Origin of the sequence: Paraburkholderia sp. (genome assembly GCF_024281035.1) — a bacterium.
GTDB lineage: Bacteria > Pseudomonadota > Gammaproteobacteria > Burkholderiales > Burkholderiaceae > Paraburkholderia.
The window spans coordinates 128985-147185 of sequence record NZ_JAMXLH010000014.1; the positions used below are offsets into that span (position 1 = coordinate 128985).

Genomic DNA, 18201 nt, shown 5'->3' on the forward strand with positions numbered 1-18201 from the left:
ATCCAATATCGAAGAGAGGTGCGTTTGAGCACGCTGATGATTTTGATGCCGCCGCGAGATCCGGCGGTGCACTCGCAGGAATGGCAGTTGCCGGAGCTGCCGTTCGTGCTGCTCGACAAGGCGGGCAACACGCAGCGCTCGGGCCGTGCGGCGCTTGCTCTGCTGCCGCGCGCGTCGTCGACTGTGCTGCTGATCGCCGCGCGCGACCTGCTGATGGTGCAGGTCGCCGTGCCGCCGCTTAAGGGACCGCGGCTGCGCCAGGCGCTGCCGAACGTCGTCGAGGATCAACTGATCCAGGATCCGCAGACTTGCCATCTGGCGCTCGATCCGCAGTCGATGGCCGATGGCCGGCACACGGTCGCGGCGATCGATCGCGGCTGGTTGCGCTTTCTGGTCGAGGGTTTTTCGGCGGCTGGACATCGCGCAGTGCGCGCCGTGCCCGTCGCGCGCTGTCTGCCACCGCCCGAAGCGCACGCGCCGGAAGCGGCCGTCGAGCCCGCAGTCGAGCCCGCAGTCGAGCCCGCCGTTGAGCCCGCAGTCGAGCCGGTGATCGCCTGCGTGTTCGGCCGGGTCATGTCCACCGCGCCCGCGCTGCTTGCGGGCGATGCGCCCGAACAGGCGCAGTCCGCGCCGGACGCGGCGCTCGAACTCGCGGTCGTGCGCGGCGCCTCGGAGCAAGGTTTTGCTGTACCGGCCGAGGGTGCGGTCGCCACCATCGCCGCGCTGGCCGGCGACGCGCCCGTCACGCTCTATTCGTTATCGGATCTGCCGGGCGAATCGTCTGCGACGGTACTGCCCGGCGCGCAACCGCTCACGCTCGAAGCGATCGCGCAGCGTGCGCTGGCATGCCGTTTCGATCTATGCCAGTTCGAATTCGCCGCGCAGCCGTGGCGTCTCGACCGCGCGACGCTGCGCCGTCTGCGCGTGCCGATTGCGCTCGTGGCGGCGTCGCTCGCGGTGGCGATCGTCGGCGCCAATCTTCAATGGCTGATGCTCGCGCGCCAGCGCGACGCCATCGAGGCGCAGATGACCGAAACGCTCCTCAACGCATTTCCGGACACCACCGTCGTTCTCGATGCGGCAGGGCAGATGACGCGCGGGTTGCAGCAGTTGCGCACGGCCGCGGGCGAGCCGTCGCCCGATGACTTCCTCGCGCTCGCCGACGGTCTCGCACGCTCGCTCGGTCCCGTACCCGCGAACGCGATTGCTGCACTCGATTATCGCGAGCGCCGCCTCGACGTGACGTTCCAGCCCGGCGTCGATGTCGATACCGGCCTCGCCGGACGGCTTGCGCGCAACGGCCTCGCGGGCACGGCGGACAGCAGCAGCGACAAATGGACGATCAGGAACGCATCGTGAAGACAACGGCGTTGAGCGGCGCGTGGGCCGGATTCTGGGAATCGCGCACGGCGCGCGAAAAGGTGGCGCTGACATGGGGCGGCGCGGTGCTCGCGGTGGCGATTGGCTGGTCGGTGCTGTGGGCGCCTGCCGCTGACGGCCGCACGCAGTTGCGCGAGCGTATGCCGCGCTTGCAGCGCGAGCTTGCGCAGATGGCTGCGCAGGCCAAAGAAGCACGCTCGCTCGCGGGCCAGACGGCGGGCGTAGCGCCGACGGGTGCGGCGCTCAAGAATGCGATGACCGCGTCGCTGGACGAGCACGGCCTCCAGGGCGCGCAGGTGCAACTGATCGGCACGACGGCGCAGGTGCAGCTTGAGAATGCGGCGTTTGCGGCCGTTTCGGCCTGGCTCAACGACGTACGCAAGCAATTCAAGGTGGAGGTGATCGAGGCGCACGTCATGGCGCAGAAGCCGGATGGCCAGGTCGACCTCAGCGTGTTACTGCAACCGGCGAACGTGCAGTGAGCGCGATAGTGCTCTGCATGGGACCAGAGTAAGCGCTAAAGCGCTAACTCTGGTCGACAGGAGATATCAACTATGACGTACTGGATGCAACGCGCGCGCGCGGCATTGCCGTGGCTGCTGGTGGGCGTGGTGTCGAGCGCCGCCGTGCTGCTCGCGCGCCTGCCCGCTGCCTGGATTGCACCGCGGTTCGCGCACATGAGCCACGGCCACGTGAACCTGGTCGATTCGGCAGGCTCGCTGTGGAACGGATCGGCGACGCTGATGCTCGCGGCGGGCGCGCAAGCGAATGGTTCGACGCTGCTGCCGGGCCGCGTCGAATGGCGGACCGCTTTCTGGCCGCTTTTCGCGGGGCGCGTGCGCATGCAGATGCACCAGACCGAAGCGATGCCCGAACCGGTGATCGTCGAGGCGACGCCGCGCGGCGCCACCTTGACGGCGGGCTCGATTGCCGTACCCGCTTCGTTGCTCGCGGGGCTCGGCGCGCCGTTCAATACGCTCGATTTCGATGGCAGGGTGCGGCTCGCGTGGGGCCCGTGGCGCACGTTCGGCACGGATGCATTCGGACGGCTCACCATCTCGCTAGCCGACATGAGCTCGCGCGTATCGCTTGTGAAGCCGCTCGGATCGTATGAGGTCGTGGTGCAGGCGAAGGGCGCGTCGTCGTCGCTCGATCTGTCGACTCAGAAGGGGGCGCTGGTGCTGAACGGGCACGGCACCCTATCGCGCACTTCGACGTCGTTCGAGGGAACCGCAAGCGCAACGCCCGATCAGCGTGAAAATCTGGCGGGTTTGCTGAATCTGCTGGGCCGCCCGGCCGGACCGGACACCGTTGCGCTGACCTTCATCCGCTGAGTGGAAACAGTTGCTATCACGGTGCTGGTTGCAACCACACGGCGCTCGCTCCGTAACGCTGCGTCTCAAAAGCCGCGAATGAGGAATTTGGCCAGCCGCCGGGCGGCGCGTAATGAATGCCTGTGTCAACATCACACGAGTTTCATGTTCAGGCCATAACCTCGACTTCCCAATTTCAAAGAAGTGAGGAAGTGCGTTGTGATCAATCACCGTTATTGTTCAATTCGTGTCGCAGTCCTGATCGTAGCCGGGTCGATGTTTCTCGGCGGATGCGGCAGCGATAGCGCAGTCAATACGATATCGTCGCCAGGACAAACTGCGCCCGAAACCTGGACGATGCCGTCTACGGAAGCACCGCTTGGCCCTGCGGGGACCCGGCAATCGATTACAAGCCGGCCAGTGACCGCTGGCGTCACTCACTACCAGATCCAGCGCGGCACGCTGAGTCCGAACGACTTCTGGACCGTCAATATCGGTTTCTATCCGACGCAAGCTGCGGCACAAAACGATGCCGAGGCGTTGAAGGCGTTGGGATTCGACACGCGCTTCGATCGGTCTGCCGGAACGGACATCAAGGGCGATGTGCTCGGGTATTACCTGTCGGTCGACAAGTTCGGCACCCGAGCCGAAGCGGCCACGTTCGCCAACCAGATCGCAAAAGCGACAGCCAACAAGTACGAGCCCGGCGTGCGGAACACCGCGTTGGCCCGCAACGGCGCCACCGGCCCATGGATCATTAATGTGCTGGCGATCAAGCCATCGCAGACCACCGCGCGGCTTTCGTTTGCATTGCCCGGGGGAGACAATCTGGGCGGCGCGGGCGAAACCGTGACGGCCGCGGTGTCACGGCTCGGTGCCGTGGCCGGCATCAACGCCGGATTCTTCTCGAATATCAAACCCCTTCAGCATGCCGCAGCGCCGCGATCGCCAGTGGGCACAACGGTAGTTGACGGAAAGCTGGTCGGCACGGCGGCGGGCGGTCGTCCCGGCGTCATGATCACAACAACTGGCGCAGGTCATCCGAAGGTGACGGTGCTGCCGAAGCTGACGTCGTCGATAACGGTGACCGACGCTCAGAATTCGGCCATCGACGTGAAAAGTGTCGACCGTCCCATACTCGGCACGGTCGTCAATTGCGGCACGCCCGCACAAGCGCCGCTCAAGACGCCGCAGCAGGATTACGTCTGCACCAACTTCGACGATCTCGTGATGTACGACGCGCTCTACCTGCAAGGCGAGTCTTCGAACACGCTCGTCAACGCGGATTACAAAGGGTCGACCTACGAGCTGGTGGTTGACGCAGCCGGTACGGTCGTCGCGAGTCATGCGACGCTCGGTTCGCCCGCGCCGAAGGGCGGATACGTACTACAAGGCCTGGGCAAGAGCGCGGCATGGCTCGAGCGTCACGCGGCGGTCGGCACGAAGCTCACCCGGGCGGAGCACGTCTATTCGAACGGTAACGAGATCGCGCTCGCACCGGGCATGGCGATCGTCGAGGCAGGACCGACCCTTTCGGGGGAGAATCCGCTGCAGAACGCCTGGACCGAGGGTTTCTCGCCGACCCTGAGCGGAATCGTCAGTAGTGACTCGGTAGACCCATCCAACATTCGCTGGTACGAAGGCTGGGTTGTGGCGCGCAACGGGCGCACGGCAATTGGTGTCAGCGGAGACGGCACGATCCTGCTGGTCGAAATCGACGGGCGGCAACCGATGGTCAGCCTGGGAACCTCGATTCAGGAAACGTCGGACGTGATGACATGGCTTGGTGCGACCTCGGCCATCAATCTCGATGGCGGCGGGTCGAGCAACATGGTTGTGAACGGAGCGACTGTGGGCCATCCGTCCGATGGCAGTGGCGAACGCGCAGTAGGCGGCACGTTGCTGATTGGCGCGAAGCAGTAAATCCGGACAGGCCTCGGCCATCTTCGTGAGGCCGAGGCTGATCGTGCAAGCGGCGCTTCGGAAATCGCCGCTTGCCGCACGTGGGCGAGGAGCGAACGTCCGTGCGGTGCGACAAAATGCTTGCGCCGACCCGTGGGCATTGTGCTTATCTCATAAAAGATGTATCGTTCGTAGATGTTAAGCGCAGGCCGGGCCAATTCCGGTACTACCTGACACGTTGGCGCGCCGATAACAAGGCGGCAGACGTGTAGCGATACGAGTACAAAATGACTTCTGATAGCCGCCTGTTCAAGCCAGCGCCCACTTTTGACGAACCCATCGAAATGCTGAAGGCGTGCCACGAGCGAATTGCCGCTCAGTGCGCGACGCTCGACAAGCTCACGGCGTACCTCCCCGAGCATGGTTCAGACGCGCAGGCGCAGCAGGCAGCCCGAAACATCATGCGCTATTTCGATGTGGCGGGCGCGCATCACCATGCTGACGAGGAACAGGATCTCTTTCCGATGCTGGTCGAAGTCGGCCGACGCCAGGGCCAGGCAGTGGACGAACTGATTGCATCCTTGCTTGGCGAGCATCGATCCATGGAGGCTGCGTGGGCGCAATTGCGCGCGGTGCTTGCCGACATTGCCGAAGGAAAAGCGCAATTGCTCGAGCGTGCCGGGGTGGATGACTTTATCAGCGCTTACGCCAGCCACATCGCCAGGGAAGAGCGCGACGTTCTGGCATTCGCCGAAGCGAATCTGGATCGGGAGCAACTGGCCAGCCTCAGCGCCGTCATGGTGGCGCGTCGCAGCGCTGCGCACCCGTGACGCGGTTTTACGCGTGTCGTACCAGGCCGAGTGCGTGACGTCGGTCGTATCACGCATTTTTGCCGCGTCTTTCCGATACGACACGCTTGCCGACAGCTATTTCGTCTTTGCCTCGCTTGCCTGTGCGCTTGGCCTGCTGGTGAGAATACGGGCAACGGTTGACGCCTCACTTGGGCTGCTGCAAGATGCTCGACATGAACTTCATTGCGCTCACCACCACTACCACCACGACCGCTTATGGCGGGTCGTGAGGTCGGTACGTGAGCTAGAGATATCGTATTCACCCCAAGGCCCCGCCAGTAATGGACGGGGCCTTGAAGTTTCTCCGTCCATCATTGGCATGACAGGAGAAACACCATGCACCGCGCTCGTCCGGGACGCCGCGCCCTCTTGATCGTCGACATGCAGCAGGGATTGTTTAACGGCCCCGCGAAACCGTATGAAGGGGACCGAGTCCTTGCGAATATCAACCAGCTCATCCATAGAGCCCGCGAGGCAGGTGCACCAATATTCGCTGCACGACATACTGGCCCTCACGGCTCGCCTATAGAACCGGGCAGCCCGCTTTCGCAGCTTTTGCCCGGCATCGCCGTAGATACGAAGATCGACACAGTGTTCGATAAAACCCGACCCAACTGCTTTTTCGGCACCGGATTGGCAGAATGGCTCGCCGATGCTGAGGTCGGCCAGTTGGTCATTGTCGGGATGAAGACGGAGTACTGCATCGATACGACCTGTCGTGCGGCTACAGATTTGGGCTTTCAACCCATACTGATTGCAGACGCTCATACCTGCACGGACACACCGGCGTTGCCAGCACAGGCAATCATCGAGCATCACAATCTGACCTTGAATGGCCCTTTCGTGCGGCTCATGAGCACGGCGAGCTGTCACTTCTAGCCAACACAGGGCGACCCGTCAATTCGGCTCGCCCGATAGCACCTTAGGTGCGTCGCGGGCGTTTAGAAAGCGTTCATGTTTTTGTACATCCTCTCACGCGGTGAAGATAATTTTCATCGCTGAGCAATACCGATCAATGGATCGGCCATAGATAAAGGATGTTTTAAACATGTCTTCCGCTACGCAGGCAAGTGCATGGACCCGATCGTCGAACGTCGACAGGTATGACCGGTTTTCCCGCGCACTGCACTGGGTATTCGCGGCCATCATTCTCTACACGATGGTTGCAGGCATCTCGCTTCATTTCATCACGAACCAGAAAATCTGGGCTGTTGTGTCGACGCTCAACATGTCGCTCGCGACGTGCCTGATCGCCCTGTTTCCGATGCGATATTTGTGGTCGTTCTTCCGCACGACGCCGCCGGAGATCGATTCGATTCCGGAAAAGCAGCGTGCAATTGCGCATCTGGTTCATTCGCTCATTTACACGCTTATCGCCGTGGTGCTTCTGAGCGGATTCATGATGGTGCCTGACGGGTACTGGCTGTTCTGGACGGTATTCGTCAAAACGCCGTTCTCCGCCGGTCCGGTCACGGAGCAGTGGTTTGCGGTGCACAAGGTTGCGTGCTACACGCTGGCCGCTCTGGTGGCGGTACATGCCGGCGCCGCACTGAAGCATCACTTCGTCGCGAAGAACAATGTTCTGAAGCGCATGCTTTGATGCTTGCCGATGCACACCCAGGCGGCGCGCGATGACTTCATCGCGCGTCGAGTAGCGACTTCCCATCGCTCACTTCTGCGAGTTGCACAGCTTGAGCGCAACGTCGAGCCTCGCAATCCAGCCGGATTCGTCCAGTTGCGCGCCGAGAATGCTCTCGATGCGCTCCAGTCTGTGGTTAAGCGTATTGGGATGTATGCCCAGTACGCTTGCCGTCACCTTTCGCCGCTGCAATTGATCGAAGTAGGTTCGGAGCGTTTCGAGCAAATCAGGCTCGCCAGCGAGTTGTTCGACGAGCGAAACCAGGTAGCTCAGTGCGCGATCCGTGCCGCGCACGCTTTCCTCGACTGCAATATCCGAATACAGGCGCACGCGATCCTTGTCGTCGCGGCCACGGCCGAAACGCAGTGCCTTGCTTGCTTCGTCGGCAGACATGGCCCATCCCGGTGCGCCTTCGCCGGGGAGGCCGATACCAATCGCATTGATATGCGCAAACGTGTCGGTGATTCTGGCGATTTGTGCGGCAAGCTGATGAACACTCGTTCCCATCAGATCGCCGACCCGGGCGGGAATCCACATGACGAGTTGGCCGCGAAACCAGATATCGAAGATCTCGTTCACGGACAGTTTGAGGCGCCGGGCAGCGGCTGCCACGACCTGATCAATTTCGCTCTTGAAGGTAGGCGATTCGCTATTGATCGAGTCGAGATCGAAGGCCAGTGCTACGCGCGGGGTCTTCGCGTCGAGATTGAGTGCCGTTGCAGTTCTGGAAAATTTCTCGGCGTCTTCCGGAAAATTAAAAATAATACTGTGCAGTTCATATCGAAGCGACTCTCGCCAGCGAGCGTGCTTGTATTGTTCTTCGAGGTAAATCTGGGCAATGACTTGTGCCAGCGTATCGAAGAACTCCATCAAATACGGCGAAACCTTGAATAAAAGCTCGTCGCGCAGATTTTCGTTCTTCCTGTCGAGTTCGATGTAGTGGCACCACAGATCGCGAGAGCCGAGTCGAAACGCGCGCAGCAGCGATTCGAGCGGAACACCCTGGTAGACGCGCCGGCGTCCAAAATCCCGGAATGCTTCAAGCGCGTCCTCCGTGGGCGGGCTCCCTGACAAAAGCGTATCGAGCCACAGCCGCAAGGACAAACCGATCGAATGGCGAATATCCAGCCTGGTAGGCGCATCGAGATCCGCGTAGGGCTTGATCGTGGATAGCGTCTTGTAGATCCGATCGATGATATCCGTATGATCTCCGGCGACCTTCTCGGTCCATTTGTGCAAGGCCGGAGATATTTCGGGGACTGGGCTAGTCACGCTTCTTTGCTCCTCGAGGAGTTTTCGCTCGATCCGAAGATGTTCTGTGGTTTATAGATGAGGCGTACGCGGTGGCCACGGCTGAAACAAATGCGGCCCGTTTCGTAAGACTTTAGTTACATCGATAGTTACATCGATTTGGGGCAACCGCGCGCAACCGGAAATGTTTCCGATTGTAGCGTGGCCGCGCGGGCCGGAAGCGGCGGCCAGCGCCGATCAGGCAGGCCATTTCTCATGCGCCCGGATCGCGAGGCGCATTCCGGTGATGTATGAATTCGTGCCGTCCGTTGTGACTATCCACATCCGGATTGTGCATTTGTACAATTTTCTCGCCCGCCATACGCGCTTAATATCGTGTCGCACAACGCGCATTCTTCGATCGTGTCTCCAGCACGGAGACAGTAAAGCCGTTCGACTGCTGCGGCAAGCATGCGGCAACCAGATCGGGCCTTCTTCCGCAGTGCTCGGTCAATTGTCGATTCAACTCGGCGGCATTCGGTCTTGCCGCATTTATTCCGCTGTGGTCACTTTGCAGATTCGCTCATCTACCGCTCTGAATCTTCTGTCGCTGGCGGCAAGCCTGTTGCTCGGAGGCTGTGCGCCAGCACCATCGATCGCCGTGTTCGGCGCCGCATTTCCGGATTGGTTCTTCTGCATCGTTTTTGGCGTGCTGGCTACCGTAGTCGTTCATGTGGTGCTGGGCAAGCGCGGCAAGCGTGCGTGTCTCGCGCCGGCGGCTCTCAGCTACCCAGCCCTGTGTGCGCTGCTGGCAATGGCTTTCTGGTTGCTGGTCTTTTCCCACTGATCTTGATTACCGTTCATGTCCGACGCTTCTGGCGCCTCGCGCAAAAAGTCCCTTCCCGCGTTAGTCATCGTTGTCGCCGCGCTCGTGCTGCTGGGTGTCGTGCTGTGGCGTGTCGATCACGCACCCAGTACCGATGACGCCTATGTCTATGCCGATACGATCAACGTGGTGCCGGAGGTGAGCGGACGCATCGTCGAGATGCCGGTACGCGACAACCAGGCGGTCAAGCGGGGCGATCTGCTGTTCCGCATCGATCCGCGACCGTACCAGGAAGCGCTCAATCAGGCGCGCGCACGACTCGCGACGCTCGACAGACAGATCGCGCTCACGCAGCGTACGGTGAATGCGCAGCAATATAACGCGCAATCCGTGAAGGCCGCGGTAGGGCGCTCGCGCGCGATGGCCAATCAGGCAACGGATACGCTGCATCGTATGGAGCCGCTTCTGGCGCAGGGCTACACCTCGGCGGAAGAGGTCGATCGCGCCCGCACCGCGCAACGATCGGCACAAGCCGAACTGAACGCGGCGATGCTGCAGGCTCAGCAGGCTGCAGCAGCCGTGAGCGGCGTGGATGCGCTGGTTGCACAACGCGCCGAAATCGAGGCGGCCATTTCTATCGCGGAGTTGAATCTCGAGTTCACCGAAGTGCGTGCGCCATTCGATGGACGGGTTGCGGCGTTGCGCACGACGGTCGGCCAGTTCGCTTCGGCACTCAAGCCCATTTTCACGCTGATCGATACGCGCCATTGGTACGTGATGGCGAATTTCCGCGAGACGGATCTGAAGAATATTCGTGCGGGGACGCCTGCTACCGTTTATCTGATGAGCGACACCGGAAAGCGCTTCGAAGGCACGGTCGATTCAATCAGCTACGGTGTGCTGCCCGACGATGGCGGCGTGGTACTGGAGGGTTTGCCACGCGTACAGCGCAGCATCAACTGGGTGCACGTTTCGCAGCGTTTCCCGGTGAAGATCGCAGTGCTGAGCCCGGACCCCGAATTGTTCCGGGTCGGCACGTCGGCCGTCGCGACGCTGCGTCGAGACGATTCCGCGCACGACGCGTCACGGTGAGAAGGGCATGAACGCCGGGGATTCCTCGTTGAATAGCTTCAAACGCTTCGTTCAGTTCGTTGGTGGCGAACTCCGTCCGTACCCGGGACGAATGAACGTGACGCTGCGCTGCGTTCTGGCCAGCGCGCTCGTCATCGTTATATCGATGTCGCTCGGTGTGCCGCTTCTGGCGCTGTCGCTGATTGTCGTGTTTTATGTCACGCAGTCGAATGTCGTGCTGACCCGCCTGGTCGGCATTCTGTTTGTTGTCGGATCGACGGTCGCGGTTGGCTCGGCAATTCTGGTGTTCAAGCTCACCTACGACTATCCACTGGCGAGAATTCTGCTGGCGGGGACACTGTTCTTTTTCAGCGTCTACATGATGCGCGTGGCGAAGATCGGCATCGTGTTCTTCATCATCGGCATTGTCGTCATCTATACGCAAACCTTCGTCGATCAGACCGACCAGGCCGAGCTGCTGGTGCGTGCGGTGTTGTGGGTATGGGTTGCGGTCAACTATGCGATCGCGCTGACACTCGTGATTAACACGCTGTTCCTGCCCGCCGAGCCGGTCCACCAACTCGAAGCCGCCATGTCCGCGCAGCTGGGCGCAGTCGATGAGAGATTGGCGAGCGTCGAACAACGCACAACGGCTGCACGTGGGCGCGGCGCGCGCGAAATTCAGGCGGGCGTACTGACACTCCAGAAACTGCTTCGTTTCGCGACGATGCGAGATGCGGCGTATCGCGCGAACCAGACGCTCCATCTGGCGAGAATCGCGACGGTTTCGCGCCTGTACGCCGCGAGCAGCAACCTGCCGGACCCGGGCGCGGGGATGGCTGACGATGCAGTGCTCGCGATGCGTGAAGCCTGCCGCAGGTTGAGCGAGTCGATCAAGACGGGAATGCCATTTGTTGCGCCTGGCTCGCTCGTCAATTCGACGGCAGACGGATTGCCTGGTGCGCTGGCGGAAATGCGTGACGCACTGCTGGAATTCTCGGATCGATCGGCTGCTCCGTCCGCGGTTGAATCGCCTGCAGAGAAGGAAAAACTGCTGGTGCCCGATGCTCTCACCAACCCGGTCTATATGCAGTTCGCGCTGAAGACACTGATGGCGGCCCTGTTCAGCTATGTCTTCTATATCGCAACCGATTGGCAGGGCATTCACACGATGATGCTGAGCTGTCTTATCGTCGCTCAACCAAGCCTTGGCGCGACGATGCAGCGTGCGGTGCTCCGGATCGGTGGCGCCGCAGTCGGCAGCGCACTGGCGCTCGCGACGGTCGTGTGGGTGGTGCCGCATCTCGACGGAATAGTCGGGCTGTTATTGATGGCATTGCCGGTCATCGCACTGGGCGCTTGGGTGTCCGCTGGCTCGGAGCGCATCAGCTACGCGGGCATCCAGATCATGTTCACGTTTGCGCTGGCACTGCTGGAGCAATTCGGCCCGACCACGAATCTCACCGAGATCCGCGACCGGATGCTAGGCATCTTGCTCGGCGTTGCCGTATCGACGGTCGTGCACGCGTGTTTGTAGCCCGAGGCTGAGGGCGAGGCGTTGCGTCAGCGTGCGGCGCGGTTGCTGCGCCGGATCGGCGAGCAACTTCGCTCGGGCATGAGTGGACCGGTGCCTGCCGGTTTCTGGAGCGAACTCGGCGATTCCGAGTCGATGGCCGCGCGCGTGGCGCTGGAACCGGGCTGGCAGATGGCCGAAGGCCAGCCGGAGGGATTTACCTTGCGTATGCAGGCGCTGCTTGCACGGATCCGCGAAATCCTGCTGGCAACCGATGCGTTCGGCGCACAGCGACGGTCGCTGAAATTGCCGGCCGGGACTGAAGCAGAAGTCACGACGTTTCAGACCGGGCTTGCTGCGTTGCTCGACGGTTACGCGCGCGAGTTGTCCGAGCACCCGCTGGCTGTCCGTGCGCCGCCGAACGTTTTGGCACAACGCTGCTGGTCCGACCTGAAGAGGCAGACCGCCGACGCACAGCAAACCACCTACGAGCCCTTGCTGGCCACGGCCCGGAATCTGGCCGATCAAATCTCCGGCCTGCCGGCCTGGAAGCCTGAGCAAGCCAACGCTGCATTCACCTCGCGAGCTTCTCAAGCATGACGGTTTTGTCGACTAGATTCTCACATTCGGCGCTGCGCGTAGCCGCCGTAGCTGTACTGCTGAGCGGTATGTCCGCATGTGCGTTGATTCGCCACGACAGCAAACCGCTCCCGACGCTGGATTCCGAACATCTCCGGGTGGCGGACGACATCCATCTGGCGCACGAAGACTGGCCGTCGGCTCGCTGGTGGACCCGTTATGACGATCCGCAGCTCGACGCGCTTGTCGAGCGTGCGCTCTCCGATTCGCCGACCATGGCGATTGCGCGAACGCGCGTATCGCAGGCCAGATCCGGTGTCGACCTTGCGAGAGCGGGAAGCAGTTTGCAGGTGAGCGCGCTTGCGGCGGTGGACCGCGAACGCGTGTCGAGTAACGGCTTCCTGGGTGCGTATTCCGGCAACCAGCCGGTATTGGGGGCGACGGGGCCCTGGTACACGGAAGGCATCGTCGGTCTCGGTGCGAGTCTTGATGTCGATATCTGGGGCAAGCAGCGCGCGCAGGTAGCGGCAGCGCTGGGAGTGCAGAATGCCCGGCGGGTCGAGACGTCGGCGGTCGAACTGGAAATCTCATCGGACGTCGCGCAGCTTTACTATGGCATTCAGACCACCTGGGCGCTCATCGCCTTGCTGGAGCAGTTGCAGGATGTGGCGGACTTCTCCCTGAATGCGCACACTGCGCGTGCGGCTCGCGGGCTCGAGCCGCAAACGGCAGCCGAGATTGCACGCGCACACAAGCTCGCGACGCAGCGACAAATCGTGGCTGCCCAAGGGCGCATCAGGCAAATGCGCGAATCGTTGCGTGCGCTGATTGGGGCAAGCTCCGATAATCTGGGCGAAATCAGGCCCGTGCCGCTACCGACGCCGCCGTCCGCATTACCGACGACGCTCTCATACGAGCTGCTGGCGAGACGCCCCGATCTGCAGGCGATGCGCTGGTATGTCGAGGCGTCGTTTGACAAGATCGATGCTGCAAAGGCCGCGTTCTATCCAGCTTTCGACATCAAGGCATTCTTCGGTGTCAATGCGCTGCATCTGAGCGATCTGTTCACACATGCAAGCCAGCAAATCAATCTGGTTCCTGGCCTGTATCTGCCGATTTTCGACGGTGGCCGGCTCAACGCCAATCTCAGTGGCGCGCGCACGGCGAGCAACCTGCTGATACTGCAATACAACCAGGCGGTGTTGAATGCCGTGCGCGACGTTGCGATGAGCGGCAGCCGACTGCAGGATCTCGATACTGAAGCGGAGCTGCAAACGCAGAAGATTCAGGCGGTGACGTTTGCGCAGCAAAGCGCCGATGCTCATTACCGGCGCGGGCTGGGGAGCCAGCTGTCTTCAGTCGAAGCGCAGCAGGCGGTGATTACCGAGCGGATTGCTTTGCTCGACATCGATGGACAACGAATCGGCCAGGATATTGCGCTAACCAAGGCATTGGGCGGCGGCTATCGGGAAGATGTTCCGGTTTCCCTGAATCCACGCTAGAGCAGCGCTGCGATGATTGCCGTGATTTGCGCTCGCCGTACGCGGCCCAATCACGCACAGCGAAGCTGAATGCAACCGGGACAAAGCACTCGATCTACTTTCTTCTAAAGTCCGTCGGGTTTCTTTTAGTCCAGCGCTTGAAGGCGTGCCGGAAACTCACTGCATCGCTGAATCCCAACGCGGAAGCGATGTCGTCGATGCCGAGTGTCGTCGTCGTCAGGTAGTCGATTGCGAGTGCCCTGCGCACGCTCGTCAGCAATTCGCTGTAGGCCGTTCCTGCGGCTTCCAGTTTGCGACGCAGCGTACGCGTGGTCATGCACAACGCTTCGGCAAGCGTATCGAGTTCCGGAAATCGTCCCGGCGTACGCGTAAGTTCGTGATAGACGCGCTCCGTAATCTCTGACCGGCTACGAAGATCTTCGAGAAGTTGTGCACATTGCCGCGAGACCTGCGCGGCAGTAATCGGATGGGCAAGTTGTGGAGCGCGCTGCAACCATGCCGCCGGATAGCTCAGCACATTCATGGGCTGGCCGAATGCCACCCGGCATCCAAGCGTTTCGGCAAGCAGTGATACGTGTGCAGGCTGCTCGCGCGTGAATTGCGCTTGTACCGGCACGCACCATGCTCCCATGACGTCCTTGATGACCGTGACGTGTAACGCAAACTGCATGTCGATCAAGAAGTCATACAACTGCGTGCCGGGCTCCGGAAGGACAACCTCTTCATAAGCCGGGAAGTGCCAGGACGCGGTGTCGCCCTGCTTGTCCCACCCAATACCGATGACACCGTTTGCGAGCCGGTGAAATTTGACCGCCGAATCGAACGCATGAGCCATCGTTTCTGCACACAGCGCCGCATACCCGAACATGCCGTAACTGGAGGCGTGCAGCATCCCGCCCACCCGTATCCCAAGATCGGAACCGGGGTATTGATGAATGGCGTTACGTGCTGCAGTCAGAAACTGCTGTGTCGACGTGAGCGTAAAGGGATTGGCGATCGCGGCAGGATCAAGCCCGGTGCCGCACAGGACGTCGTGCGGATCGAGTCCCGCGCCGGACGTAACCTCGATCAGGGCCACAAGCTTTGAGGGCGAGAAACGCTTTTCGCCTAGCGTGGCGCGCTGAACAGGACTGGATGCTCTGCTATTGGGGCGGCTTGGCCCGACCGGATCCGGTGCGCAATCTTCTTTCATGACTCAAGCCGGGAGAACGGTTCGATTCGCTTGTTCAACGCAAGCGTCTTGGGGGCAGAGCAAAAATCTCTCCGGTACTGTCTATTTGGCGAGTGCCGAGATTACGACAAACCGACAACGTCGTGTACTCCGCTTGTGGCCAATTTTAATGGCCGTCTCCGTCATTTCCAAAGTTTGTATCGCACGCCATAGTCGCTGAGAACAACCGTCCATACACGCGGCACTGGACGCGCCATTGCCTGTGTGCGGCCGAGGTCGAATGCGGGTAATGCCTGCACGCGAGTGCCGTGTTCGTACTTGCATTTTTCGGATACTAAATGACTAAGAGACACTGGATCGATTCCTATGGATCGATCCCTTCAGACATTGACCCCGATGGTTTCCACTCGCTGAATGTGATGCTGAATGAGGCGATGACCGGATTCGCCGACAAACCTGCGTTTCGATCCGGAGATCGCACCTTATCCTATGCAGACGTCGATCTTTTGTCCGCTTCTCTAGCGGCCTATCTGCAGAAGGCCGCCGGCGTTCGCAAAGGCGATCGCGTGGCGGTGATGCTGCCCAACGTAGTGGAATTTCCCGTCACCTTTATCGCCGCCACGAAAATCGGCGCCATTCAGGTTAATGTCAATCCGCTTTATACGGCGCCGGAGCTTGAGCACCAGCTCAACGACGCGGGCGTCGATGTGATCGTCACCTGCAGTGAGTCGATGCGAACACTAGCGGACGTCATCGACCGCACGCGGATTCACACCGTCATTTCGGTGATGCCCGATGAGCCAGGCGAAGCGTCGGATCCGTGCGCCGGACATCCGGCGTTGCGCGGCAAAGTGATCACGTTCATGACGGCTCTCGCTGAAGGCAAGCAACGCGTCTACGAGCCAGTCTGGCCGAACGGTGACGATCTGCTTTTGCTGCAATACACGGGGGGTACGACGGGATTATCGAAAGGCGCCGCGCTGTCGCATCGCAATCTGGTTGCGAATATTCTGCAGTTCCGTGCTTTTCTGCCGGACGCGCAAAGACCGGGTGTGGAGGTTGTGGTCACAGCGCTTCCGATGTATCACGTCTTCGCCTTCATGGCGAACTTCTTGTCGTATTTCGTGATCGGCGCGGAAAACTGGCTCGTGGCCAATCCACGGAAGATCGATACGCTCATCGATATTCTTGAAGCCGCGAGGCCAACCGTCTTCTTTGGCGTCAACACGCTTTACGCGGGGCTCGTCAATCACCCGCGCCTGAAAGAGGTGGACTGGTCGCGTCTTCGATTGTCCGGCGGCGGCGGGTCCGCGATGTTCGAGGCGGTGTCGGCGCAGTGGAAAAAGGCGACGGGAAATTTCATTCGGGAAGGCTATGGCCTTTCGGAAACCTCGCCCATCGTTTCGTTCAATCCGCAGTCCATCAACGATTTCGGCGGCACCGCGGGGCTGCCGGTTCCTTCCACCGATGTCATGCTGCTCGATGAGAACGGCTGCGAAGCCGGTATCGGGACAGCCGGTGAAATCTGCGTAAGAGGGCCTCAGGTGATGCGCGGCTACTGGAACGCGCCGGAGGCGAATAAGCAGGCCTTCACGCCGGATGGCTACTTCCGCACGGGCGATATCGGTGTCTTTAACGAAAAGGGCTTTCTGGCGATTGTGGATCGCAAGAAGGACATGGTCATCGTCTCCGGTTTCAACGTCTACCCGAACGAAGTGGAAGCGGTTGTCACGGCGCTTCCCGGTGTCAGGGAGTGTGCGTGCGTCGGCGTGCCGGACGAAAAAACCGGTGAGGCGGTAAAGCTGTTCGTCGTCCAGGCCAAAGAGGAGGGCGTGGATGAGGAGACGCTGATCGCCCACTGCCGTTCCAGATTAGCCGCTTACAAGGTGCCGAAAATCATCCGGTTTGTCGACGAACTTCCGAAAACTGCGGTCGGGAAAATTCTTCGCCGGGCGATGCACGAAGTCTCGTGACGGGCGCCCGCGCGGTCCGCCACGGAATAAGGAAAAGCGCACTCCGGTGAAAGCTCGCACCGGAATCGGATCAATCATGGTTTTCTAAAATAAAGACGGAGACAACGAGCAATGAAATTTCGCAATCTTGTGATTTCGGCAACGGTTTTATTCGCAAGTGTGAACGCACATGCGCAGACAGCCGGGAGTAATGTAATCGGCGCAGGTTGGTTGAGAATTGCCCCGCAGACGTCAAGCGACCCGCTGGTCGTCGGCGGTCAATCAATTGCCAATACCGGAGCGGATGTCGACAATGCCGACACGCTGGGAATCACATTCACGCATTTCTTTACCGATAGCATTGCGCTTGAAACGGTAGCGGGGATTCCGCCTAAATTCAAATTTTCAGGGACGGGAGTCCTTGCATCGCCATCGATTAACCCACTCGGAGATGTTCGGCAATGGAGTCCGGCGCTGTTGCTGAAGTACTATTTTCTGCAGCCTGAGGGGAGATGGCGCCCCTGGCTGGGCCTCGGCGTCAGCTACATCTGGTTCACCAATGCTCACGTGTCGGGCGCTTTTCAGCGGGCACTGAGTACGCAATTGACCCGCGGTGCAACAGCGGGACTGCCAACCAGCGCGCATGTCGATAGTGAATGGTCCCCCGTGTTCAACGGAGGTATTGCGTACCAATTCGACAAACACTGGTCGGCCGCCTTTTCGATCTCTTATCTTCCGTTTTCGACCAAGGCCAATCTGACCACCCGGATCCCGAATGGAGCGACAGTTAAAAGCGTAGCGAAGATCACGCTTGATCCTTTGGTAACGCTTGTCTCCGTAAATTATCGGTTCTGAGGGCTGAACAACCGATCAATAGACCATCCGTGGGCGGTAAGGCTGATGTTTTACCGCACGCATCCTCATTAGTGATCCCGGCGGGAAGTGCTGACTCCCGGCGATCAATGCGCGCGGCGACCATCGTTCTGATGGTCGCCGCTCGTCATTTCCGCCTCATCCAGCCGATGGCCGTGATCCGGCGTTCAACATCGGCAATCAGATCGCCGCCCACTGCATCTCGCGGAGTACTCAGCGACCGGCGGCGTGCGGCTGCTCCGTGCAGCGGTGTCCTGTTTGGTGACACGTGATACGGCGGGGTGTGACGAAATGCGACAGATGCAGTCATGTGAGGCGCTCGGGCAAACCCTGACGTGACGGTCGAAAAATCTTCAGATAGCTTGACCAGTATGACGTGCGGCATTCTGGCACGGAGTG

Annotated in this window: 16 protein-coding genes; 14 read left to right on the top strand and 2 right to left on the bottom strand. The window is 60.6% G+C overall.

The genetic code is table 11. The features are described 5' to 3' along the window. The first annotated feature begins 24 nt into the window (after positions 1-24). The 7 genes from gspL (at position 25) to Q0L30_RS03430 (ending at position 7046) form a co-directional block, all read left to right on the top strand. Positions 25-1359, top strand: a complete 1335-nt coding sequence (gene gspL / locus Q0L30_RS03400; protein WP_296651161.1) for a type II secretion system protein GspL — start codon at positions 25-27, stop codon at positions 1357-1359. Further along, on the top strand, positions 1335-1862 hold the full coding sequence (locus Q0L30_RS03405; protein WP_296651163.1) for a type II secretion system protein M: 528 nt from the start codon (positions 1335-1337) through the stop codon (positions 1860-1862). The genes gspL and Q0L30_RS03405 overlap by 25 nt, the downstream gene beginning before the upstream one ends. Positions 1863-1934: 72 nt before the next feature. Next, a complete protein-coding gene (locus Q0L30_RS03410) occupies positions 1935-2714 on the top strand; it encodes a type II secretion system protein N (protein ID WP_296651164.1) in 780 nt (259 codons plus the stop codon). A gap of 255 nt (positions 2715-2969) precedes the next feature. Next, a complete protein-coding gene (locus Q0L30_RS03415; protein ID WP_367277765.1) occupies positions 2970-4616 on the top strand; it encodes a phosphodiester glycosidase family protein in 1647 nt (548 codons plus the stop codon). Between the two features lie 266 nt (positions 4617-4882). Continuing rightward, positions 4883-5425 (top strand): hemerythrin domain-containing protein, encoded by a 543-nt coding sequence (locus tag Q0L30_RS03420; protein WP_296651170.1) that lies wholly within the window; start codon positions 4883-4885, stop codon positions 5423-5425. A 357-nt stretch (positions 5426-5782) separates the two neighbouring features. After that, positions 5783-6325 carry a cysteine hydrolase family protein gene (locus tag Q0L30_RS03425; protein ID WP_296651173.1) on the top strand — a complete coding sequence of 181 codons (543 nt, stop codon included), beginning with the start codon at positions 5783-5785 and terminating at the stop codon, positions 6323-6325. Positions 6326-6494: 169 nt separating this feature from the next. Further along, positions 6495-7046 (top strand): cytochrome b/b6 domain-containing protein, encoded by a 552-nt coding sequence (locus Q0L30_RS03430; RefSeq protein ID WP_296651175.1) that lies wholly within the window; start codon positions 6495-6497, stop codon positions 7044-7046. Positions 7047-7115: 69 nt separating this feature from the next. Here the strand turns inward: Q0L30_RS03430 and Q0L30_RS03435 are convergent, their stop codons facing one another. Next, on the bottom strand, positions 7116-7955 hold the full coding sequence (locus Q0L30_RS03435) for a helix-turn-helix domain-containing protein (RefSeq protein WP_296651179.1): 840 nt from the start codon (positions 7953-7955) through the stop codon (positions 7116-7118). Between the two features lie 565 nt (positions 7956-8520). Here Q0L30_RS03435 and Q0L30_RS03440 point away from each other — a divergent pair. From Q0L30_RS03440 to Q0L30_RS03455, 5 genes are read left to right on the top strand one after another with little or no spacing between them, the layout of a single operon-like run. Further along, positions 8521-9162 (top strand): YtcA family lipoprotein, encoded by a 642-nt coding sequence (locus Q0L30_RS03440; RefSeq protein WP_296651181.1) that lies wholly within the window; start codon positions 8521-8523, stop codon positions 9160-9162. A gap of 15 nt (positions 9163-9177) precedes the next feature. Next, the gene (gene mdtN / locus Q0L30_RS03445; RefSeq protein ID WP_296651184.1) at positions 9178-10233 is read left to right on the top strand and encodes a multidrug transporter subunit MdtN; all 1056 of its coding nucleotides are present in this window, start codon (positions 9178-9180) and stop codon (positions 10231-10233) included. A gap of 7 nt (positions 10234-10240) precedes the next feature. Further along, on the top strand, positions 10241-11749 hold the full coding sequence (locus Q0L30_RS03450; RefSeq protein WP_367277763.1) for an FUSC family protein: 1509 nt from the start codon (positions 10241-10243) through the stop codon (positions 11747-11749). Between the two features lie 21 nt (positions 11750-11770). Then, on the top strand, positions 11771-12325 hold the full coding sequence (locus tag Q0L30_RS25740) for a hypothetical protein (protein ID WP_367277764.1): 555 nt from the start codon (positions 11771-11773) through the stop codon (positions 12323-12325). 5 nt (positions 12326-12330) lie between these two features. Then, the gene (locus tag Q0L30_RS03455) at positions 12331-13806 is read left to right on the top strand and encodes an MdtP family multidrug efflux transporter outer membrane subunit (RefSeq protein ID WP_296651188.1); all 1476 of its coding nucleotides are present in this window, start codon (positions 12331-12333) and stop codon (positions 13804-13806) included. Positions 13807-13900: 94 nt separating this feature from the next. Here the strand turns inward: Q0L30_RS03455 and Q0L30_RS03460 are convergent, their stop codons facing one another. Continuing rightward, complete coding sequence (locus Q0L30_RS03460; RefSeq protein ID WP_296651191.1) at positions 13901-14998, bottom strand: AraC family transcriptional regulator; 1098 nt, start codon at positions 14996-14998, stop codon at positions 13901-13903. Positions 14999-15315: 317 nt separating this feature from the next. On the opposite strand from Q0L30_RS03460, the gene Q0L30_RS03465 reads away from it, so the two are divergent. Together Q0L30_RS03465 and Q0L30_RS03470 are read left to right on the top strand one after the other, a co-directional pair. Further along, complete coding sequence (locus tag Q0L30_RS03465; RefSeq protein WP_296651193.1) at positions 15316-16950, top strand: AMP-binding protein; 1635 nt, start codon at positions 15316-15318, stop codon at positions 16948-16950. Between the two features lie 111 nt (positions 16951-17061). Further along, entirely contained in the window at positions 17062-17784 is a 723-nt protein-coding gene (locus Q0L30_RS03470) for an OmpW family outer membrane protein (protein WP_296651199.1), read from the top strand. Positions 17785-18201 lie beyond the last annotated feature (417 nt).

Excerpts from the sequence above, each read along its gene's own strand:
- Q0L30_RS03450 (WP_367277763.1), top strand. The coding sequence starts at position 10,241 with ATGAACGCCGGGGATTCCTCGTTGAATAGCTTCAAACGCTTCGTTCAG.
- Q0L30_RS03420 (WP_296651170.1), top strand. The coding sequence starts at position 4,883 with ATGACTTCTGATAGCCGCCTGTTCAAGCCAGCGCCCACTTTTGACGAA.
- Q0L30_RS03435 (WP_296651179.1), bottom strand. The coding sequence starts at position 7,955 with ATGGAGTTCTTCGATACGCTGGCACAAGTCATTGCCCAGATTTACCTC.
- Q0L30_RS03410 (WP_296651164.1), top strand. The coding sequence starts at position 1,935 with ATGACGTACTGGATGCAACGCGCGCGCGCGGCATTGCCGTGGCTGCTG.
- Q0L30_RS03425 (WP_296651173.1), top strand. The coding sequence starts at position 5,783 with ATGCACCGCGCTCGTCCGGGACGCCGCGCCCTCTTGATCGTCGACATG.
- Q0L30_RS03440 (WP_296651181.1), top strand. The coding sequence starts at position 8,521 with ATGTTTCCGATTGTAGCGTGGCCGCGCGGGCCGGAAGCGGCGGCCAGC.
- Q0L30_RS03430 (WP_296651175.1), top strand. The coding sequence starts at position 6,495 with ATGTCTTCCGCTACGCAGGCAAGTGCATGGACCCGATCGTCGAACGTC.
- Q0L30_RS03460 (WP_296651191.1), bottom strand. The coding sequence starts at position 14,998 with ATGAAAGAAGATTGCGCACCGGATCCGGTCGGGCCAAGCCGCCCCAAT.
- Q0L30_RS03415 (WP_367277765.1), top strand. The coding sequence starts at position 2,970 with ATGTTTCTCGGCGGATGCGGCAGCGATAGCGCAGTCAATACGATATCG.
- Q0L30_RS03405 (WP_296651163.1), top strand. The coding sequence starts at position 1,335 with ATGGACGATCAGGAACGCATCGTGAAGACAACGGCGTTGAGCGGCGCG.
- Q0L30_RS03470 (WP_296651199.1), top strand. The coding sequence starts at position 17,062 with ATGAAATTTCGCAATCTTGTGATTTCGGCAACGGTTTTATTCGCAAGT.
- mdtN (WP_296651184.1), top strand. The coding sequence starts at position 9,178 with ATGTCCGACGCTTCTGGCGCCTCGCGCAAAAAGTCCCTTCCCGCGTTA.
- Q0L30_RS03465 (WP_296651193.1), top strand. The coding sequence starts at position 15,316 with ATGACTAAGAGACACTGGATCGATTCCTATGGATCGATCCCTTCAGAC.